16 protein-coding genes are annotated in these 18,758 nt (G+C 70.8%); 3 read left to right on the top strand and 13 right to left on the bottom strand.

Annotated features, from left to right (window positions below):
* Positions 1 to 3: 3 nt before the first annotated feature.
* The 4 genes from hmgA to MW290_RS20405 are packed head-to-tail and all read right to left on the bottom strand — an operon-like array spanning position 4 to position 4,128.
* Positions 4 to 1,308, bottom strand: coding sequence for a homogentisate 1,2-dioxygenase (gene hmgA, locus MW290_RS20420; RefSeq protein ID WP_250199514.1), 1,305 nt, complete (start codon positions 1,306 to 1,308; stop codon positions 4 to 6).
* Entirely contained in the window at positions 1,305 to 1,517 is a 213-nt protein-coding gene (locus MW290_RS20415; RefSeq protein WP_250199513.1) for a DUF2783 domain-containing protein, read from the bottom strand. The genes hmgA and MW290_RS20415 overlap by 4 nt, the downstream gene beginning before the upstream one ends.
* The gene (locus MW290_RS20410) at positions 1,514 to 3,148 is read right to left on the bottom strand and encodes an FAD-dependent oxidoreductase (RefSeq protein ID WP_250199512.1); all 1,635 of its coding nucleotides are present in this window, start codon (positions 3,146 to 3,148) and stop codon (positions 1,514 to 1,516) included. Before MW290_RS20410 ends, MW290_RS20415 begins: the two co-directional genes overlap by 4 nt.
* Positions 3,149 to 3,174: 26 nt before the next feature.
* Complete coding sequence (locus MW290_RS20405; RefSeq protein WP_250199511.1) at positions 3,175 to 4,128, bottom strand: MBL fold metallo-hydrolase; 954 nt, start codon at positions 4,126 to 4,128, stop codon at positions 3,175 to 3,177.
* A 99-nt stretch (positions 4,129 to 4,227) separates the two neighbouring features.
* On the opposite strand from MW290_RS20405, the gene MW290_RS20400 reads away from it, so the two are divergent.
* Positions 4,228 to 4,986, top strand: coding sequence for an IclR family transcriptional regulator (locus MW290_RS20400; RefSeq protein WP_250199510.1), 759 nt, complete (start codon positions 4,228 to 4,230; stop codon positions 4,984 to 4,986).
* A 203-nt stretch (positions 4,987 to 5,189) separates the two neighbouring features.
* Here the strand turns inward: MW290_RS20400 and MW290_RS20390 are convergent, their stop codons facing one another.
* Genes MW290_RS20390 through MW290_RS20365 form a run of 6 tightly spaced genes read right to left on the bottom strand, consistent with a single transcriptional unit; the run spans position 5,190 to position 11,716 of the window.
* Positions 5,190 to 5,444, bottom strand: a complete 255-nt coding sequence (locus tag MW290_RS20390; RefSeq protein WP_250199509.1) for a FitA-like ribbon-helix-helix domain-containing protein — start codon at positions 5,442 to 5,444, stop codon at positions 5,190 to 5,192.
* 58 nt (positions 5,445 to 5,502) lie between these two features.
* Positions 5,503 to 7,233 (bottom strand): acyl-CoA dehydrogenase family protein, encoded by a 1,731-nt coding sequence (locus MW290_RS20385; protein ID WP_250199508.1) that lies wholly within the window; start codon positions 7,231 to 7,233, stop codon positions 5,503 to 5,505.
* 22 nt (positions 7,234 to 7,255) lie between these two features.
* Complete coding sequence (locus tag MW290_RS20380; RefSeq protein ID WP_250199507.1) at positions 7,256 to 8,044, bottom strand: SDR family NAD(P)-dependent oxidoreductase; 789 nt, start codon at positions 8,042 to 8,044, stop codon at positions 7,256 to 7,258.
* Between the two features lie 30 nt (positions 8,045 to 8,074).
* Positions 8,075 to 9,949, bottom strand: coding sequence for a feruloyl-CoA synthase (locus MW290_RS20375; RefSeq protein ID WP_250199506.1), 1,875 nt, complete (start codon positions 9,947 to 9,949; stop codon positions 8,075 to 8,077).
* Between the two features lie 34 nt (positions 9,950 to 9,983).
* Entirely contained in the window at positions 9,984 to 10,796 is an 813-nt protein-coding gene (locus tag MW290_RS20370) for a crotonase/enoyl-CoA hydratase family protein (protein ID WP_250199505.1), read from the bottom strand.
* A 23-nt stretch (positions 10,797 to 10,819) separates the two neighbouring features.
* On the bottom strand, positions 10,820 to 11,716 hold the full coding sequence (locus tag MW290_RS20365; protein WP_250199504.1) for an amidohydrolase family protein: 897 nt from the start codon (positions 11,714 to 11,716) through the stop codon (positions 10,820 to 10,822).
* A gap of 233 nt (positions 11,717 to 11,949) precedes the next feature.
* Between MW290_RS20365 and MW290_RS20360 the strand changes: the two genes are divergently transcribed.
* Positions 11,950 to 12,438, top strand: coding sequence for a MarR family winged helix-turn-helix transcriptional regulator (locus MW290_RS20360; RefSeq protein WP_250199503.1), 489 nt, complete (start codon positions 11,950 to 11,952; stop codon positions 12,436 to 12,438).
* 79 nt (positions 12,439 to 12,517) lie between these two features.
* Positions 12,518 to 14,746 (top strand): ATP-binding protein, encoded by a 2,229-nt coding sequence (locus MW290_RS20355; RefSeq protein WP_250199502.1) that lies wholly within the window; start codon positions 12,518 to 12,520, stop codon positions 14,744 to 14,746.
* On the opposite strand, the gene MW290_RS20350 is transcribed toward MW290_RS20355, so the two are convergent.
* Genes MW290_RS20350 through MW290_RS20340 form a run of 3 tightly spaced genes read right to left on the bottom strand, consistent with a single transcriptional unit; the run spans position 14,747 to position 18,728 of the window.
* Positions 14,747 to 16,072, bottom strand: a complete 1,326-nt coding sequence (locus tag MW290_RS20350) for a M16 family metallopeptidase (protein WP_250199501.1) — start codon at positions 16,070 to 16,072, stop codon at positions 14,747 to 14,749.
* Entirely contained in the window at positions 16,072 to 17,295 is a 1,224-nt protein-coding gene (pcaCD, locus tag MW290_RS20345) for a bifunctional 4-carboxymuconolactone decarboxylase/3-oxoadipate enol-lactonase PcaCD (protein WP_250199500.1), read from the bottom strand. Before pcaCD ends, MW290_RS20350 begins: the two co-directional genes overlap by 1 nt.
* Positions 17,292 to 18,728 (bottom strand): lyase family protein, encoded by a 1,437-nt coding sequence (locus MW290_RS20340; RefSeq protein ID WP_250199499.1) that lies wholly within the window; start codon positions 18,726 to 18,728, stop codon positions 17,292 to 17,294. The genes pcaCD and MW290_RS20340 overlap by 4 nt, the downstream gene beginning before the upstream one ends.
* Positions 18,729 to 18,758: the final 30 nt, after the last annotated feature.

The raw sequence follows: 18,758 nt of genomic DNA, 5'->3' as shown, positions 1-18,758 counted from the left end.
CGCTCAATCCTTGAATTTGTCGTCGAGTGCGGCCCAGCACTGCGGATAGTTGGCGTCCAGCGCGCCGCCGTTCATCGCGAAGTCGGTGGGCACGAAGCGCCAGCGGCTCTCGAACATGAAGGCCAGGGTGTGGTCCAGCTTGTGTGGCTGCAACGGGGCGTTGCTCGCCTTGTCGAAGGCCTCGGCATCGGGACCGTGCGGCACCATGCAGTTGTGCAGGCTCATGCCACCGGGCTTGAAGCCTTCGGGCTTGGCGTCGTACTGGCCGTACACCAGGCCCATGAACTCGCTCATCAGGTTGCGGTGGTACCAGGGCGGGCGGAAGGTGTCCTCGGCCACCATCCAGCGCGGCGGAAAGATCACGAAGTCGCAGTTGGCGGTGCCCGGCGTGTCGCTGGGGCTGGTGAGCACGGTGAAGATCGACGGGTCCGGGTGGTCGAAGCTGATGGAGCCGATGACCATGAAATGCGCCGTGTCGTAGCGCAGCGGCGTGAGGTTGCCGTGCCAGGCCACCACGTTGAAGGGCGTGTGCGCCTGCCGCGTGCGCCACAGCTGGCCGGCGTACTTGCGCACCACTTCATAGCCGCCACTGCCTGGCTCATGGGCCGCCACCGGCGCCTGGAAGTCGCGCGGATTGGCCAGGCCGTTGCTGCCGATGGGGCCCAGCTCGGGCAGGCGGAACGGGGCGCCGTAGTTCTCGCACACATACAGGCGCGTGGGGCCGTCCACCGCCACCTTGAAGACGATGCCGCGCGGCACCAGCACGATCTGGCCGGGCGCCGCGTCCAGCACCCCCAGCTCGGTGGTCACGCGGATGCTGCCCTGCTGCGGCACCAGCAGCATCTCGCCATCGGCATTGACCAGCGCGCGACGCTCCATCGAGCGGTTGACCAGCACCAGATGGGCCGCCATGCCGCTTTGCGCATCGGCATCGCCATTGACCACCACGGTGCGGATGCCGTCGATGAAGTCGGAGGGCTGATCGTCGCCCGGCACCGGCACGGGGTGCCAGCGCATGGGATTGGGCGGTGCGTTGACGCCCTCCTTGGCGCCGGTCTTCCAGTAGGCATGGGGCAGCGGCTCGAAGCCACCGGTCACCACCGAGGGCTGGCGGCGGTAGACCCAGGTGCGGCGGTTTTCGTGTCGCGGGGCGGTGAAGGCGCTGCCCGAGATCAGCTCGGCATACAGGCCCAGCGCCACCTGCTGCGGGCTGTTGCGGCCCTGGGGCAGCGCGCCGGCCACCGCCTCGGTGGCGAACTGGTTGCCGAAGCCGGACTGGTAGTTCAAGGTCGTTGTTGCTTCGCTCATGAGAGGTCTCCGGCAGAAGGGTCGCGCGCCAGGGTCAGTGCCTGCTGCAGCACCGTCATGTCGCCGATGTGGTTGGCCAGCAGCAGCACCAGCCGGGCGTTGAGCGCATGGCTCTCGGCCTCGGGCAGGTCGCGGTGGGTGTCGATCAGCGCCTCGTAGAAATCGTCGGGCGCTTTCAGGTTCAGCTCGGTGTTCAGTGTGGCGCTCATGCCGCGCTCCTTTCCGTCTGCGGGTCGACGCGGCGGCCCAGCGCCCTGCCCTGCGCGGCCAGCACCGCCGCGGCGGTGGGCTGGCGCCAGCGGGCGCACACATGCTGGTCGGGGCGAATCAAGTAGGCCGTGCCGGGCTGAGCGTCGTAGCGCTGCCAGGCCAGTGCATGGGCCTCGCCCGCGGGCACCTGCAGCACCGCGATGCCGGGCAGGTCGTGGGCCCAGGCCGGCGCCTCGCCGAACACCAGCAGCGTGAAGCCGCTGGACAAGGCACGCAGCAGCCAGCCGTCCGCGGTGCTTGGCAGCGGCGCATCGGCCGCCACCGCGCCCGGTCGCATCAGGCCCTGGAAGTCATCGACATCGGGCGTGTTCAGCGGCGAGCCGTCCAGCGTGGCAGGCACCGACAGCCGGCCGCTGTTGACCAGCCGGCGGGCGAAGGGCTGCGTGCGCGCCAGTTGCAGCACCGCGTCGCGGAACAGCCGGCTCACCGCGCTCTTGGGCGTGATGAAGTCGGTGGCGCGGGTGGAGTTGAGGATGTTCTCGTCGGCGGCGTATTCGCGCTCATGGCCGTAGCTGGCCACCAGCGCCTGCGCGGCATCGCCCGCCACCTGGCCTTGCAGCACCGCGGCCAGCTTCCAGCCCAGGTTGTCGGCGTCCTGGACGCCGGAGTTGGCGCCGCGGGCGCCGAAGGGCGATACGCCATGCGCCGAATCGCCCGCGAACAGCACGCGGCCGTGGCAGAAGCTGGCCATGCGCCGGCAGCCGAAGGTGTACACGCTGGCCCACTCCAGCGTGAAGGGCACGTCGTCGCCCAGTAGCTTCTTGACCAGCGGGATGATGTGCTCGGGCTGCCTGGCAGCCTCGGGGTCGGCGTCCCAGCCCAGCTGGAAGTCGATGCGCCAGACGTCGTCGGGCTGGCGGTGCAGCAGCACGCTCTGGCCGGGATGGAAGGGCGGATCGAACCAGAACCAGCGCTCGGGCGGCTGCTGTCGGCCGGTGATCTTCACATCGGCGATCAGGAAGCGGTCCTTGAAGATGCGGCCGGTGCTTTCCTGTCCGATCAGCTCACGCACGGTGCTGCGGCTGCCGTCGCAGGCCACCAGCCAGTCGGCGCGCAACTGATAGGGGCCCTCGGGCGTTTCCACCGTCAGCAGCGCGTGGTCGGCATGCTGCTCCACGGCCTTCACCGCGTTGTCCCAGCGCAGGTCGATCAGCGGCAGCTGCGCGGCGCGGTCGGCCAGCATGCCTTCCACGTAGTACTGCTGCAGGTTGATGAAGGCCGGCCGCTCATGGCCGGTCTCGGGCAGCAGGTCGAAGGCGTACACCGGCTCGTCGCGCAGGAACACCCGGCCCACGTTCCAGGACACGCCCTTGTCCACCATCGGCTGGCCACAGCCCAGGCGGTCGAAGATCTCCAGCGTGCGCTTGGCAAAGCAGATGGCCCGTGAGCCGGTGGACAGCTGGTGGTCGTTGTCCAGCAGCACCACCGGCACCTGGCGCTGCGCCAGGTCGATGGCCAGCGCCAGGCCCACCGGCCCGGCGCCCACCACCACCACGGGGTGGCGCGGCGGCGCGGCGGCGTCCTGGTCGGCATGGCGCCGATACGGGAAATGCAGCGTCTGGTAGTCCATGGGCGGCCTCCGGTGAGGTGCGGCGTTCAGCCTTCCAGGGTCTTCCACATCTGGGTGTCGCGTTCGGCGGTCCAGATGCGCGGATCGGGGTGCTGCGTGGCTTCGTCGTAGCAGCGCGTCACGTCGAAGGGCATGCAGTGGTCGAAGATCACCCAGTGGCCGTATTTGGGCTGCAGCGCGGCGTAGGTGTTCTTGTAGACGGTGTTGAGGTCGTGGCCCGCAGCCACGCCGGCCTGCACCTGGCGCCACACGTCGGCGATGAAGTCGCGCGTGCCGGCCAGACCCTGCTGCACCGCTTCGGGCGTGGTGAGCGCGGCGCCGCGGCCGGGCACCAGCTTTTCGGGCTTGAGCGCGGCCAGGTTGTCCAGCGTCTGCGGCCAGTCCTTGAAGTAGGCATCGCCGGCATAGGGCGTGGCGTCGAACTCCACCAGGTCGCCGCTGAACAGGATCTTCTGCTGCGGCAGCCAGGCCACGGTGTCGCCCTTGGTGTGGCCGCGGCCCAGTTGCAGCAGCTGCACTTCCAGGCTGCCCAGCCACAGCGTCATCTTGCCGGTGAAGGTGATGGTGGGCCAGGTGAGACCCGCCGGCACGCTCTCGACGTTGCGGAACAGGCGCGGAAAGCGGCCGATCTCGCTGGCCTTGTCCTGCTCGCCGCGCTCGACGATCAGGTCGCGCGTGTCCTGGCTGGCGATGATGTGGTCCGCGCCATAGGCGCTGGCGCCCAGCACCCGCACCGCGTGGTAGTGCGTCATCAGCACGTACTTGATCGGCTTGTCGGTCACCTCGCGGATGCGACGGATCACGTCCTGCGCCATCACTGGCGTGGCTTGCGTGTCCAACACCATCACCGCGTCGTCGCCGATGATGACCCCGGTATTGGGGTCGCCCTCGGCCGTGTAGGCATAGGCGTTGTCGGACAGCTTGGTGAAGCTGACCTGCTTTTCTTCGAGGTCGGCTTGCGAGGCGAAGGCTTTGCTCATGGCGTTTGACCCAGGTTAACTTGTTCAACGATATCTAATGCCGGCATCCTAGCCAAAGCGTTAGATAATGTCTAACTCATTCGCATAAGTACAAACACCATGGACGACGCCGACGAGGGACGCGGCCCGCGGGGCATCCAGAGCATCGAGGTGGGCGGACAGCTGCTGCTGGCGCTGGCGCACCATGGCCGGCCGATGCCGCTGAAGGACCTGGCGCGCGAGGCGGGCATGGCGCCGGCCAAGGCCCACCCCTATCTCGTGAGCTTCGGCAAGCTGGGCCTGGTGGAGCAGGAGCCCACCACCGGCCGCTACGGCCTGGGCCCGCTGGCGCTGCAGCTGGGGCTGATCAGCCTGCAGCAATACGACCCGGTGCGGCTGGCCACGCCGCTGGCCGACGAGCTGGCGCTGGCCACCGGCCACACGGTGGCGCTGGCGGTGTGGGGCAACCGCGGGCCCACCATCGTGCGGGTGGCCGAAGCGCCCTCCCCGGTGCATGTGGCCATGCGCCACGGCACGGTGATGAGCATGCGCGGCACCGCCTCGGGCTGGTTGTTCGCGGCCTACCTGCCGGCGGCCGACGTGGCGCCGCTGCTGGCGCAGGAGCCGGCAGTGCCAGGCTTCGACGACGAACTGGCCGAGGTGCGCCGCCGCGGCCTGGCGCGGGCGGTGGACCTGTCCCTGCCCGGCGTCAGCGCACTGGCGGTGCCGGTGTTCGACGGCCGCGGCGCGATGGTGCTCAGCATCACCGCCATCGGCCCCAGCGCCACCTTCGACAGCAGCTGGGACGGCGAGTTGGCAGCCGAACTGCGGCGCGTGGCCGGTGGGCTTTCGCGGCGCTTGGGGTGGCAGCCGGGGTGAAAGAGGGCGCGGTGACTAGGCAGCCAGCCAAGGGTTGAGGACTTGCACGCCCGCCGCTGCATATGGCGCAGTGTCGCGTGCACTGTCCGGCTGGCAAAGCCCGGATGTCGAACAGCAACTCCGCCAGGCTGACGCTCGACACGAACAGGACTTCCGCGGCCTTCTCGTTCAACCGGGCCATGACGGCTGGATGGAGCGATCAGTCAGTCAAAGCTCAGCGGCTGTGCGGGCTCTTTGCCGCGCAGTCTGCCCATCGCAGCCGCGTTCTCGTCGCTCAGCCCCGCCTTGCGACCAATGGCGGCCAGGGCATCACCCATCCGCACTCGACCTTGGGGCTTTACGGCGGCGGCCAGGATTTCGCGCACCTCTGCCTCAGTGCTGCGGCCATGCTGCGCCGCTCGTACACGCAGCGCACGATGCACGTCGTCTGGCAGGTTCTTCAAGGTCAAGACTGCCATGCTCACAGCCTCTCGCTTGCTGTCAATGACAAGATTCTGAGGCTGGCGCATCGCCAGGTCACGCCGGCAACGCCACCGGCGAGCTGACGCGGCCGAAGGCGAACACGGCCTCGGGTGCCCCGCGCAGCAGGCCCCAGCGGGCGGCGGCCAGGCGTTCGGCGCGCCATGGGTCCTCGGCAGCGCCAGGCGCGGCGGCCTGTGCGATGCGCAGGGCGGCGTCGGCCAGCAGCAGGCGGGTGCTGCCGGCCAGGAAATCGTCGGCCGCGGCGCCCACGCGGTCGGTGTCTTCGGCCTGCGGGGCCAGCGCTTCCAGCGCGGCACGCGCGGCCTGCACCGCGTGGCGGACGGCCGCTGCTTCGCCGGCCAGGCCGGCCGGTGCCGCCTCGGCCCGCGCCTGGATGGCGGCCAGACGGCGGCCGAAGGCGGCGCCCTGGTCGCCCAGCACCTTGCGCTGCAACAGGTCCAGCGCCTGGATCTCGTTGGTGCCCTCGTACAGCATGGCCACCCGGCTGTCGCGCACCGTCTGCTCGATGCCGGCGTCCCGCGTGTAGCCGGTGCCGCCCCACACCTGCAGCGCCGCATCGGCGCCGTGGTGGCCGAGCGCGGTGAGGCCGGCCTTGACCACCGGTGTCAGCAGGCTGGCCTGCCCCTCGGCCTCGGCGCGCTGGTCGGCGTCGGCGCCGTGGTGGGCGGTGTCCAGCAGCATCGCGGTTTCATAGGCCAGCACGCGGCCGGCTTCGGCATCGGCGCGCAGCGTCCACAGCAGGCGGCGCATGGCCGGGTGCTCGGCGATGGGCCGGCCGCGGCCCTGCACCCGTTCGCGCGCATAAGCCCAGGCATGGCGCTGGGCCTGTTCCAGGTGGCCCAGGCCCTGCAATCCCACGTGCAGCCGGGCCGCATTCATCATCACGAACATGGCCTGCAGGCCACGGTGCGGCTGCCCCACCAACCAGCCCAGCGCGCCTTCCAGCGCCACCGCGCAGGTGGCGCTGCCGTGCAGGCCCATCTTGTGTTCCAGGCCGGTGCAGCGCACCGGGTTGTGGGAGCCATCGGGCAGGCGCTGAGGCGCGAGGAACAGCGACAGGCCCCGGCTGCCAGCCGGGGCATCGGGCAGGCGGGCCAGCACCAGGTGCACGGTGTTGTCGGCCAGGTCGTGGGCCGCGCCGGAGATGAACTGCTTGACGCCATGCAGCCTGTAGGCCGGCAGCCCCGGCAGGCCGCCGAGGCCCATGCCGGCCGGCTCGGCGCGGCTGCGCAGCAGGCCCAGGTCGCTGCCGGCCTGCGGCTCGGTCAGGTGCATGGTGGCCAGCCATTCGCCGCTGGCCACTTTGGGCAGGTACAGCGCCTGCAGCGCCGGGTCGGCATGGTGGCGCAGACAGTCGTAGGCACCGTGCAACAGGCCGGGGTACATGGTCCAGCCGTGGTTGGCGGCGGCCCACATCTCACCCACTGCGGCGTCCAGCAGCATCGGCAGACCCTGGCCGCCGTGTTCGGGCGCGCAGGCCAGCGCGGGCCAACCGCCCTGCACGAAGGCGCGGTAAGCGTCGGCAAAGCCCTCGGGGGTGTGCACGCGGCCGTCGTCGGCCAGACGGCAGCCCTGGCGGTCGCCCACCGCGTTCAACGGCGCCAGCAGGCCACTGGCGAAGCGGCCCGCTTCTTCCAGCACCGCGGCGGCGGTGTCGATGTCGAGGTCGGCATGCGCCGGCATCGCGGCCCAGGCGGCGGGCGCCTGCAGCACCTCCTCGATGACGAAGCGCATCTCGCGCAGCGGGGGGGTGTAGCTCTGCATGCCGTACTGCCTGTGCTCAGCGCTATCGGGGTGCCATGCGAAGCGCGCCGTCGAGGCGGATCACCTCGCCATTGAGCGCGGTGTTCTCGATGATCGAAGCTGCCAGCGCCGCGAATTCGCTGGGGCGGCCCAGGCGCTTGGGGAACGGGATGCTGGCGGCCAGCGATTCCTGCACCGTCTGCGGCAGCTCGTCCATCAGCGGGGTGTGGAACAGGCCGGGCGCGATGGTGACCGCGCGCACGCCGAACTGCGCCAGGTCGCGCGCCAGCGGCAGCGTCATCGCCGCCACGCCGCCCTTGGAGGCGGCATAAGCCTCCTGGCCCACCTGCCCGTCGAAGGCCGCCACCGAGGCGGTGCAGACGATCACGCCTCGCTCGCCGGTGCCGCCGTCGTCCAGCGCCGGCAGCTTGAGCATCGCGGCCGCGGCCAGCCGGGTCATGTTGAAGGTCCCGACCAGGTTGACCTCGATCACGCGGCGGAAGTCTTCCAGCGGCATCGGCGTGCCGTCCTTGCCGACCAGCCGGCGCGCGGTGCCGATGCCGGCGATGTTGAGCAGCAGCCGCGCCGGGCCGTGGGCTTCGGCGGCGGCGGCGATGGCGGCTTCCGCATCGGTGGGCGAGGTGATGTCGCAGGCCAGTGCCAGCGCCTGGCCACCGGCGGCGGTGATCTCGTCGGCCACACGCTGCGCGGCTTCGCGGCGCACGTCCAGCACCGCCACCTTGGCGCCACGGCGGGCCAGTTCACGGGCGGTCTCGGCGCCCAGGCCGGAGCCGCCGCCGGTCACCAGCGCGGCTTGTCCTTGGATCTGCATGGAAGAGGTCTCCGGGAAAAGGCGCCGCGGTCAGCGGCGCGGCAGGAACAGGAAGGGATCGCTGCTGCTTCCCTCGTACATCGCTTCCACCAGCGCGGCGCGGTGGGTGAGCACGGCGCGTTGGTTGATGGAGCCCTTGTCGGTGATTTCGCCGCGGTCCAACGAAGGCGGCTCGGCCAGCACATGCAGCCGGGCCACGCGGTTGGCGCTGCCGGTGCCCGCGGCCCACAGGCGGTCGGTCAGGCCCTGGAAGAACTCGCGCACCGCCGGGTGGTGCAGCAGCTCGGGCACCGGCAGCTCGGGGCCGGCGCCGGCCAGGCGGCGGCATTCGTCGATGCGCGGCAGCACCAGCACGCCGATGTCGGAGCGGTTCATGCCGGCCACCACCACGTCCTGCACGCAGGGCGCACCTTCGGCCACGATGCGAGCGCGCATCGGCCCCACGCTGACGAAGGTGCCGGTGTCGAGCTTGAAGTCCTCGGCGATGCGGCCGTCGAAAAACAGGCCCGCCTGCGGACGCTCGGCGTCCACCCAGCGCACGGCGTCGCCGGTGCGGTAGAAGCCCTCTTCGTCGAAGGCCTCGGCGGTCTGCTCGGGCTCACGCCAGTAGCCGGGCATCACGTTGGGGCCGCGGAAGCGGATCTCGGTCTTGGCATGCGGACCCACGCCATCGGGCACCAGCTTGACCTGCACGCCCGGCACCGGCAGGCCGATGTGGCCGGAGCGCACGTCGCCCGCCCGCACGGCGAAGGTGCAGCTGGGCGCGGTCTCGGTCATGCCCAGGCCGGTGATCACCGGAATGCGCGCGCCCACGGTGCGCTCGGCCAGCCGGTCGAGCTGGTTCCACACCGCCTGGCTCAAGCCCGCGCCGGCGAACATGAAGGCCTTGACGCGGCGGAACAGTGACTCGCGCAGCACGTCGTCGCGCTCCATCGCGAAGGCGATCTCCTCCAGCCCCTTGGGCACGTTGAAGTACACCGTGGGCGAGATCTCGCGCAGGTTGCGCAGCGTCTGCGCGATGCCGGCCGGCGTGGGTTTGCCTTCGTCGATGTAGAGCGTGCCGCCGTTGTAGAGCGTGATGCCCACGTTGTGGTTGCCGCCGAAGGTGTGGTTCCAGGGCAGCCAGTCGACCAGCACCGGCGGCTCGTCGGCCAGGAAAGCCAGCGACTGCCGCAGCATCTGCTGGTTGGCGCACAGCATGCGGTGGGTGTTGATCACGCCCTTGGGCTGCTTGGTGGAGCCCGAGGTGAACAGGAACTTGGCGATGGTGTCGGGACCGACGGCTGCGTGCGCCGCTTGCTCCTGCGCCGCCGGCTCGGTGTCCAGCAGCGCGGCAAAGGGCGTGACGGCGCGGTCTTCCAGCGTGCCTTGCGCCAGCACCACTTCCACGTCGGCCGGCACCGCGTTGGCGATGGCACGCGCAAAGCGCGCATCGGCCGCGAACACCAGGCCCGGCGTGACCTTGCCCAGGATGTGCTTGAGCTTGGCATGGTCGGTGGACACCAGCGAGTAGGCGGCCGACACCGGCACATAAGGCACGCCCACCCACAGCGCCGCTGCCGCCAGCGTGAGGTGCTCGAGGTCGTTGTCCGACAGGATGGCGATCGGCCGATCGGCCGACAGGCCGCGCGCCACCAGCGCCTGGCCGATGCGGCGTGCGCGGTCCAGCATCTGCGCATAGCTGATGCGGATCCAGTCGCCGCCACCGGCCACCGCCGGGTCGCGGCGGGCCACGAAGGTGCGGTCGGGCGCTTCGGCCGCCCATTGCTCCAGGCGGTCGGTCACGCGGGCCGGGTAATCGCCCAGCGGCTCGGTGGACTGCAGCAGCAGGCTGCCATCGGCACGGCGTTCGACGTGCACGTCCAGGCAGCCGCCGACGCGGATGTCGCGGTAGGTCGGGTTCATCGCGGTCCTCTCGGAAGGGTGGTCGGGGCGCCGGTCAGCTGCTCTTGACGACCTTGCCGGCGCGCTTTTCCAGGAAGTCGCGCAGCCGCGACTTGGCGGCTTCGTCGCCCTGGGCGATGGCGGCCATCAGCGACTCGACGAACAGGCCGTCGGGCTGCGACAGGTCGGCGATGCGCGGCAGCGCCTGCATCACCGCAAAGTTGGACAGCGGCGCGTTGCTGGCGATGCGGGTGGCCAGCTCGCAGGCCTTGGCAAAGCCGGCGCCGTCGTCCACCAGGTACTGCGACAGGCCACGCTGCAGGCCTTCTTCCGCGTCCAGCACGCGGCCGGTGAGCATCATGTCGGTCATGCAGGCCACGCCCACCAGGCGCGGCACACGGGCCGAGCCGCCGCCGCCCACGAAGATGCCGCGCTGGCCCTCCGGCAGGCCGTAGTAGGCGCTGCGCTCGGCCACGCGGATGTGGGTGCTGCTGGCCAGTTCCAGCCCGCCGCCCACCACCGCGCCGTGCAGCACGGCCACCACGGGCACGCGGCCGAACTGCACCGAATCCATCACGCCGTGCCACAGGCGTGAATGCAGCACGCCTTCGGCGACGCTGCGCTCGGCCAGCTCCGACAGGTCGAGGCCGGCGCAGAAGTGCTCACCGGCGCCGCTGAGCACCACCGCCTTGATCTCGCTGGGCAGGTTGACCAGCGCCGTCTGCAGCTGCTGCACCAGCGTGTCGTTCATCGCGTTGCGCTTGGCCGGGCGGTTCAGGCGCACATGGGCCACGTTGGCGGCCAGGCTCACCTCCAGCAGGTCGAGGGAGGCCAGCAGGCCGGTGGCGGGTTGGAAGGCTAGGGTCATGGCAAATCCAGGCAGTCAGGTGTTCAGGCAGCGGGCACTTCGGCGGGGGTGGCGTACTTGCCCAGCCGCAGCAGCCGCATCGCGTTGTCCTTGAGGATCAGCGGCTTGACCTCGTCGCGGAAGCCGGCCTCCTCGAAGTCCTTCATCCAGCGTTCGGGCGTGATCAGCGGAAAGTCGCTGCCGAAGAGCACCCGGTCCTTCAGCAGCGTGTTGGCGTACTGCACCAGCTGGGGCGGAAAGTACTTGGGGCTCCAGCCCGACAGGTCGATCCAGATGTTGGGCTTGTGCATGGCCAGCGAGATGGCCTCGTCCTGCCAGGGCCAGCTGGGGTGGGCCACCACGATCTGCATGTCGGGGAAGTCGATGGCCACGTCTTCCAGCAGCATCGGGTTGCTGTTCTGCAGCCGCAGGCCGCCGCCGCAGCGCATGCCCGAGCCGATGCCTGAGTGGCCGCTATGGAAGATGGCGGGCAGCTTGTACTCGGCGATCACCTCGTACAGCGGCCAGGCCATGCGGTCATAGGGCTCGAAGCCCTGCACCGTGGGGTGGAACTTGAAGCCCTTGACGCCGTGCTCCTCGATCAGCCGGCGCACCTCGCGCGCGCCCATCTTGCCCTTGTGGGGATCGACGCTGCCGAATGCGATCATGATGTCGGGGTTGTCGCGTGCGGCCTCGGCGATCTCTTCGTTGGGAATGCGGCGGCGGCCGATCTGGGCCTCGGCATCGACGCAGAACATCACGAAGCCCACCTTCTGCGCGCGGTAGTAAGCCAGGGCCTCGGCCATGGTGGGCCGGCGGGTGGAGCGGAAGTACTTGTCGGCGGCGCGGTCGTATTCCTCGCCGTAGCTGTCGAACGGGTTCCAGCACGACACCTCCAGGTGCGTGTGGACGTCGATCGCGATGAGGTCGTCGGTGTTCATGGCTGGGGTGTCGATGGCCGGCATTCCATTAATTTAGTTAACTATCTGCCCCAGGGTGACTGGGGCTTACCCTGAGGATTCCTGCCTCAGGCTCTGGCCGGCCGAACGTTGCCGGTTTAATTCACTTCATTAACTATCCTGCTGCGGTTGCACGGGCACACCCCGGCCGCAGCGCAGCCACGCCCGTCACGGGGGTGCGCTGCGCCCTGCAGGCCCTGACTACACTGCATCGCGTGACTGCCCCGCCCGCCCCTGACGACGACGATCGCGCGCCCGCCACGGGCCTGCTGGACGAGGGCGCACTGGCCCAGGTGCTGGGCTACCAGCTCGCCCAGGCCAGCGTGCATGCGGGCCGCGCCTATGCCCGCAGCATCGGCACGCCGCTGGAGCTACGGCCGGTGGAGTTCTCGCTGCTGATGCTGCTGCAGGCCAACGACGGCAGCGCGCCCAAGCACCTGGCCGGTGCGCTGGCGCTCTCGGCGCCGCACCTGACGGTGCTGCTCGACCGCATGGAAGAACGCGGCCTGCTGGCCCGCTCCGACAGCGCCCAGGACCGCCGCACGCGCGAAGTGCGGCTGACGCCGCAGGGCCAGGCCCTGGCCGAACAGGCCGCCGAGGCGGCACGCACCATGGAGCAGGCGCTGCTGCAGCGCCTGACGCCCGGTGAAGGCGCGCTGCTGTTCGAGCTGCTGCGCAAGCTGTGCGGTCGACCACGCTGCTAGGGGGGTTGCCGTGCAAAGCAGCCGCCGATGGGCGGGTTTACCGATCGACATCCTTCCCCGCGCCGCATACGCTCGCTGAATGTCGGTTTTCCCCACGACAAGCGGCTGGGCGGTCTTTCTGCTGCTGCCGGTGCTCACGACGCTGGCCTTTGGTGCAGCCGTCCTGGTCCTCCGACGCCGCCACCGCGACTCCGCCGCCCATGCGGCCCGCCTCAGCCGCTTCCTGTCCGCGCTGTCACGCACCAACCGCATGGTGATGCGCACCGACGACGAAGGCCTGGTGCTGTCCGAAACCTGCAAGATCTGCGTGGACACCGGCCATGCGGTGCTGGCCTGCATCTACGTGCTGGACGGCACGATGCTGCGCCGCGCGGCCACCGCCGGACCGGCCGACCAGATCCTGGCCACCGTGCCGGACCCGCTGGATACCGAGGACCCCGCCATGCAGGGCACCTACACGGTACGCGCCTTCCGGGAGGGCCGGCACCAGCTGAGCAACCGGTACCAGCAGGACCCGACCGGCGGCCGCTGGCGCCAGGTGGCCATCGCCCACGGCATCCACGCCATCGTCTGGCTGCCGCTGCGCCGTGGCGGCCAGGTGTACGGCACGCTGATGCTGTGCGCCGACGCGCCCGACTTCTTCGATCCGCCACTGCTGACGCTGCTGGACGAGATGAGCGATGACATCTCGTACGCGCTGGACAACATCGACCGCGAGGCCGAGCGCCGCACCGCGGCGCGCGAGATCGCCGCCGGGCGCGACCGCTTCGAGCGCCTGTTCCAGTCGGTGCCGATGGCCTCGGCCATCGTCTCGCTGACCGACCGCTGCGTGATCGACGTCAACCAGGCCACCTGCCAGCGCTTCGGGCTGACCCATGCGCAGATGGTCGGCCGCTCGTCCAACACCTTCTCGCGCGGCCTGCTGGAAGAAGACCGCGAGCTCTTCTACCAACGCCTGCGCGCCGACGGCCAGGTGCGCAACCTGGTGGTGCGCGTGCGCGACCTGCAGGGCCGCGTGCACCCGGAGGTGATGAACGCCGACGTGATCGACTACCTGGGCCAGCCCTGCTGCCTGGTGACCGCGCTGGACATCAGCGACCTGCGGGTGGCCGCCGAGACACGGCGGGCGCTGGCCGAAGCGCAGGCCGCCAACCAGGCCAAGAGCGAATTCCTCTCGCGCACCAGCCACGAGCTGCGCACGCCGCTGCATGCCATCCTGGGCTTTGCGGCGCTGCTGCGGCGCGATGCCGGTCCGCGGTTGCACCCGGCGGAGCTGGACCACATCAGCCACCTGGAACGCGCCGGCTGGCACCTGCTGACGCTGGTGGACGACGTGCTGGCGCTCTCGCGCGCCGAGGTCGGCCACATCGACGTGGCGCTGGAGCCGCTGGCGCTGGCGCCGCTGCTGCAGGAGACGGTGGCGCTGCACCGCCCGCTGGCCGAGCGCGGCCGCATCGTGCTGTCGTTGATGCCGCTGGCCGCCGAGGTGGCCGGCGTGCGCGCCGACCGCACCCGCGTGCGTCAGGTGCTGATCAACCTGTTGTCCAACGCCATCAAGTACAACCGGCCCGGCGGCTCGGCCAGCGTGGCGGCGCGCAGCGCCGGCGGCCAGGTGGTCATCGAGGTGGCCGACACCGGCATCGGTATGACGCGCGAGCAGCAGGCCCGGCTGTTCGAGCCCTTCAACCGCCTGGGCCGCGAGCGTGAAGGCTACGAGGGCACCGGCATCGGCCTGGCGCTGGCGCGCGAGCTGGTGCTGCTGATGGGCGGCCGCCTGGAGATCGACAGCGAGGCCGGCCACGGCACCCGCGTGCGGCTGTACCTGCCCGCCTGCGAGGCGCCCCACCCCGAGGTGCTGCCGCCCAACCACACCGGCGCGCTGCTGCAGCCCGAACCCGCCACACCGGTGGTGGCCGATGCCGAAGGGCTGGCCACCGTGCTGTGCGTGGAGGACAACCCCATCAACGCGCTGCTGATCGAACAGCTGCTGGCGCTGTCGTCGGGCCTGCGGGTGGTGACGGCCACCACCGGCGCCGAGGGCCTGGCCCGCGCCGCCGCCGACCCGCCCGATCTGGTGCTGCTGGACCTGCAGCTGCCCGACATGCACGGACTGGAGGTGCTGCGCCAGCTGCGTGCGCAGCCGGTGCATGCCGGCACGCCCATCATCGTGCTGTCGGCCAGCGCCCTGCCCGAAGAACTGGAAGCCGCGCGCGAAGCCGGCGCCAGCGACTACTGGACCAAGCCCCTGGACTTCCAGCGCTTTCCGGGCGATGTGGAGCGGCGGCTGCGGCGCAGCACGCCGGCCTGATCAAACCCCGCCGATGCCCTGCGCCGCCAGGGCCTGGCGCGCGCGATCGATGGCGCCGGGCTTCACCCGGCCGGCCATGGCCAGCGCCACCGGCTGGCGCAGCAGGTCGGCGAAGGCCTGGCTCACCTGGCCCGCGCTCAAGGCGGCCAGCGCGTCGGCCCGCTCGCGCGGGTCGCGCACGCGGCCCAGCGACATCATGTCCAGCGCGGCGCGTTCCAGCCGGCGCTGCGGGCGCTCGGCGTCCAGCAGCTCACGCACCTGCAGCTGCTTGCGCGCGCGCTGCAGCGACACCGCAGCTATGCCCTGCGCATGCGCGGCCAGCAGTCCGGTGACGGCGCCCAGGTATTCGTCCACCCGGTCGGGGTGCATCGACGCCTCGACGATGAACTGGCCGCAGTGCTCGTACACGTCGGCCGAGCAGCTGCAGTAGTAGGCGATGCCGCGCCGCTCGCGGATCTCGTCCATCAGCGGCGAGCTCATGCCCTCGCCGAACACGGCCGCCGCCATCACCGCCGCATGGTGCGGCTGCGCCAGCGCGGGAATGGGAAAGCCCATGACGACATGCGTCTGGCTGGCGCCGGTCTGGCGCTTGGCGCCCAGGCCGCCCAGGTGCTGCGGCGGCGCCACGGTGTTGGGCGTGCCGGCCGGCATGCTGGCGAAGGCGGCCTCGGCCGCCGTGGCCAGGCTGTGCAGCTGCACGTCACCGGCCGCGGCCACCACCACGTTGGCGCCGGTGTACTGGCGGGCCACGTAGGCCATCAGCTCGTCGCGGGTCAGCGTTTCGATCACGCGGCGCGAACCGATCACCGGCAGCGCCATCGGGTGGGCGCCGAAGCAGTGGTGGTCGAACAGCTTGTAGGCAGTGCTCACCGGGTCGTCGTCGTCCTCGCTCAGCTCCTGCAGGATGACGTCGCGCTCACGGGCCAGCTCGGCCTCGGGGTAGGTGCCGTGGCGCACGATGTCGCCCAGCATCGCCACGAAGGCCGGCGCATCGGCCGCCAGACCGCGCATGTGGTACGCGGTGTGGTCCTTGTCGGTGTGGGCATTGACCTCGGCGCCCAGCAGCTCGGCATCGAGGTTGATCTGCTGGCAGCTGCGGCCCTGCGTGCCCTTGAAGGCCATGTGCTCCACCACATGGCTGATGCCGTTGCTGCGACGGCTTTCATGCAGGCTGCCGGTGCGCACGAACACGCTGACGCTGGCGGTGGGCAGCTGCGGCAGCCGCAGCGCCAGCACCTGCACGCCATTGGCCAGCGTGGCCACCTCCACTTTGGATTCCTGCACGCTGGCATCGCCCTGCGGCTGCACCGACTTCGGATGACCCATCAGCCCGCCTGGCGCACGCGTTCGATGAAGGCCTGCAGCAGCCGGTTGAACTCGGCCGGCGTCTCCTGCACGCTCAGGTGGCTGGCATCGGCCAGCACTTCCAGCTGCGCGCCGGGCACCTGCTCGGCGATGGCCTGCGCCATGGCCGGCGTGGCACCGGCGTCGCGGGCACCGGCGATCACCAGCGTGGGTGCCTTCACCTCGGCCAGGCGGCCCAGCCAGTCGACCGACATCACCGCGGCGCAGGCGCCCGCATAACCTTGCGGCGAGGTGCGCAGCAGCCGGCTGCGCAGCGCCTCGGCCTGCGCCGGGTGGGCCTGGCGGTGGTCTTCGTGCATGTAGCGCTGCACCACCATGTCGGCCACCGCGGCCATGCCGCCGGCCTTCACCGTTTCGATGCGCTGCACCCAGGCGGTCTTGGCCGCATCCGAGTATTGCGAGGTGGTGTTGGCCAGCACCAGGCCCTTGACCAGCTCGGGGTGGCGGATGGCCAGGCCCTGGCCCACCATGCCGCCCATCGACAGGCCGATGAACAGCACCGGGCCACGGCCCCATTCGCGGATCAGCCGCGCCGCGTCGTCCACCAGATCGTCCATGGTGAAGGCGGCTTCGGGCACCGCCGAGCCGCCATGGCCGCGGTGGTCGTAGCGCAGCACCGGGTGGCTCTTGCCCAGCTCGGCGGCCAGGCCGTCCCACATGTGCAGGTCCAGGCCCAGCGCATGGCTCAGCACGATGGGCAGGCCGCTGTCGGTGCCCTGCAGCGCCACCTGCAGCTGCGGCTGGCTGAAGGTGTGGTGCAGCTGCACGCGCGGGCCGGGCGTCAGCGGCGCGGGCTCGGGCAGCAGGCCTTCCTTCTTCAGGATGTCCACCGTGAGCTTGAAGGCGGTGTTGGCCGCCGGCACGCCGCAGTAGATGGCGCCCTGCATCAGCACCTCCTTGATGGTGTCCAGCGGCACGCCGCCGCGGATGGCGGCGCCGCAATGCAGCTCGAACTCTTCCCACCGGGCCAGACCCATGCACATGCCCAGCACCAGCAGGCGGCGGGTGGTGTGGTCCAGGCCCGGGCGGCCCCAGATGTCGTTCCACGCGAAGCGGGTGATCAGGTCCTGGAACTCGGCATTGAAGGCATTGGCGCCGGCGGTGGACTTGTCCACCCAGGCGTCGCCCAGCACCGCGCGGCGGTTCTTCAGGCCGCGGTCGAAATCATCCTGGCGAGAGCTCATGCTTGTTCCTGTGGGCTGTGATCTTGGAGGTTGGATTCGGGGACGTCGAAGGGCTTGGCGGCGGCCAGCTGCGCGGCCAGCGGCCGGTAGCGGGCCAGCTGCTCGCGGGCACGCTCGGCGCCGTGGCGGGCAGCATGGTCGGCATCGAACAGGCGATGGATGTCTTCGGGCGGCACCGCGGGCTGCAGCCGCGGATCGTCGGCCACCGCCTGCAGCAGCAGCTCGCGCAGGTGGCGGTGTTCGCTCATCACCCGCTTCGACAGGTCTTCCAGCAAGCGCTGTGCCTCCGGCTTGCCGATGACACCGGCCAGCCGGGTGCTGCAGGCCTCGGCACTCACCAGGCCTTGCAGCGCCTCGATGTGATCGCGCATGCGCTGCGGGTTCACCTGCAGGCCGGCGGCGGCTTCGGCCAATGCATGCACCGCGCCATGGGCGCTGATGAAGAGCCCGGCCCAGTCCGCCAGCTCGGCCTGCCAGTTGCCCAGGCCGCGTTCATGTTCCTGCGACATGTCGGCCAGCAGCGCAGCCACGCGGTGCGGGGCGCGCTGCGCGGCGGCCAGGGCCACCATGCTGGCCACCGGGTTGCGCTTGTGCGGCAGCGCGGTGCTGCCGCCGCGGCCGGCGCCAGTGGGCTCGTTCAGCTCGCCGATCTCGCCCTGGCTCATCAGCGACAGGTCGCGCGCGAACTTGCCCAGCGCACCCACCAGCACGCCCACCTCGCAGCCCAGGGCCACCCAGTCGTCGCGCTGGGTGTGCCAGGCGCCCTGCCAGGGCGGCAGGTGCAGCTGCTGCGCCATGTGCTGGGCCACCGTGGGCCCTTGCTCGCCCAGCGTGGCCAGCGTGCCCACCGCGCCGCCGAACTGCAGCTGCAGCGCCCGCGCCGCGGCCGCATGCAGCCGCTGCTGGCAGCGCACCAGCGGGCCCACCCAGCCCATCACCTTGAAACCGAAGCTCACCACCGAAGCCGGCTGCATCAGCGTGCGGCCCATGATGGGCGTGGCCACGTGCTGCTCGGCCAGCGCCAGCAGCGCGGCATTCAGCGCGCTCAGGTCGGCGTCGATCAGCGCCAGCGCGCGGCGGGTGACCAGCACCATCGCGGTGTCGATCACGTCCTGGCTGGTGCCACCCCAGTGCACCACCTGGGCGGCCTGGGTATCGAACAGCGCCACCGTCTCGGTCAGGCGCTTGACCATCGGGATGGCCAGGCTGCCGGCGCGGCCGCTGGCGGCCACCAGGGCTGGCACGTCGTACAGCTCGGCCCGGCACACGCCGGCGATGGCGGTGGCCGCAGCCGGGGTGATGAGGCCCACCGCCGCCTCGGCCCGGGCCAGCGCGGACTCGAAGTCCATCATCGCCTGCATCACAGACTGGTCGCCGAACACGGCCAGCATCTGCGGCGTGGACAAGAAACCTTCGAACGCGGAACCCGACATGCCGATCGCTCCTGGGGCCGCCCCTGCGGC

This window comes from Aquincola tertiaricarbonis (assembly GCF_023573145.1).
Taxonomy (GTDB): Bacteria; Pseudomonadota; Gammaproteobacteria; order Burkholderiales; family Burkholderiaceae_C; genus Aquincola; species Aquincola tertiaricarbonis_B.
Note: the sequence above shows the minus strand (reverse complement) of the source record. Positions and strands in the feature narration are given on the sequence as shown.

Excerpts from the sequence above, each read along its gene's own strand:
- hmgA (WP_250199514.1), bottom strand. The coding sequence starts at position 1,308 with ATGAGCGAAGCAACAACGACCTTGAACTACCAGTCCGGCTTCGGCAAC.
- MW290_RS20415 (WP_250199513.1), bottom strand. The coding sequence starts at position 1,517 with ATGAGCGCCACACTGAACACCGAGCTGAACCTGAAAGCGCCCGACGAT.
- MW290_RS20410 (WP_250199512.1), bottom strand. The coding sequence starts at position 3,148 with ATGGACTACCAGACGCTGCATTTCCCGTATCGGCGCCATGCCGACCAG.
- MW290_RS20405 (WP_250199511.1), bottom strand. The coding sequence starts at position 4,128 with ATGAGCAAAGCCTTCGCCTCGCAAGCCGACCTCGAAGAAAAGCAGGTC.
- MW290_RS20400 (WP_250199510.1), top strand. The coding sequence starts at position 4,228 with ATGGACGACGCCGACGAGGGACGCGGCCCGCGGGGCATCCAGAGCATC.
- MW290_RS20390 (WP_250199509.1), bottom strand. The coding sequence starts at position 5,444 with ATGGCAGTCTTGACCTTGAAGAACCTGCCAGACGACGTGCATCGTGCG.
- MW290_RS20385 (WP_250199508.1), bottom strand. The coding sequence starts at position 7,233 with ATGCAGAGCTACACCCCCCCGCTGCGCGAGATGCGCTTCGTCATCGAG.
- MW290_RS20380 (WP_250199507.1), bottom strand. The coding sequence starts at position 8,044 with ATGCAGATCCAAGGACAAGCCGCGCTGGTGACCGGCGGCGGCTCCGGC.
- MW290_RS20375 (WP_250199506.1), bottom strand. The coding sequence starts at position 9,949 with ATGAACCCGACCTACCGCGACATCCGCGTCGGCGGCTGCCTGGACGTG.
- MW290_RS20370 (WP_250199505.1), bottom strand. The coding sequence starts at position 10,796 with ATGACCCTAGCCTTCCAACCCGCCACCGGCCTGCTGGCCTCCCTCGAC.
- MW290_RS20365 (WP_250199504.1), bottom strand. The coding sequence starts at position 11,716 with ATGAACACCGACGACCTCATCGCGATCGACGTCCACACGCACCTGGAG.
- MW290_RS20355 (WP_250199502.1), top strand. The coding sequence starts at position 12,518 with ATGTCGGTTTTCCCCACGACAAGCGGCTGGGCGGTCTTTCTGCTGCTG.
- MW290_RS20350 (WP_250199501.1), bottom strand. The coding sequence starts at position 16,072 with ATGGGTCATCCGAAGTCGGTGCAGCCGCAGGGCGATGCCAGCGTGCAG.
- pcaCD (WP_250199500.1), bottom strand. The coding sequence starts at position 17,295 with ATGAGCTCTCGCCAGGATGATTTCGACCGCGGCCTGAAGAACCGCCGC.
- MW290_RS20340 (WP_250199499.1), bottom strand. The coding sequence starts at position 18,728 with ATGTCGGGTTCCGCGTTCGAAGGTTTCTTGTCCACGCCGCAGATGCTG.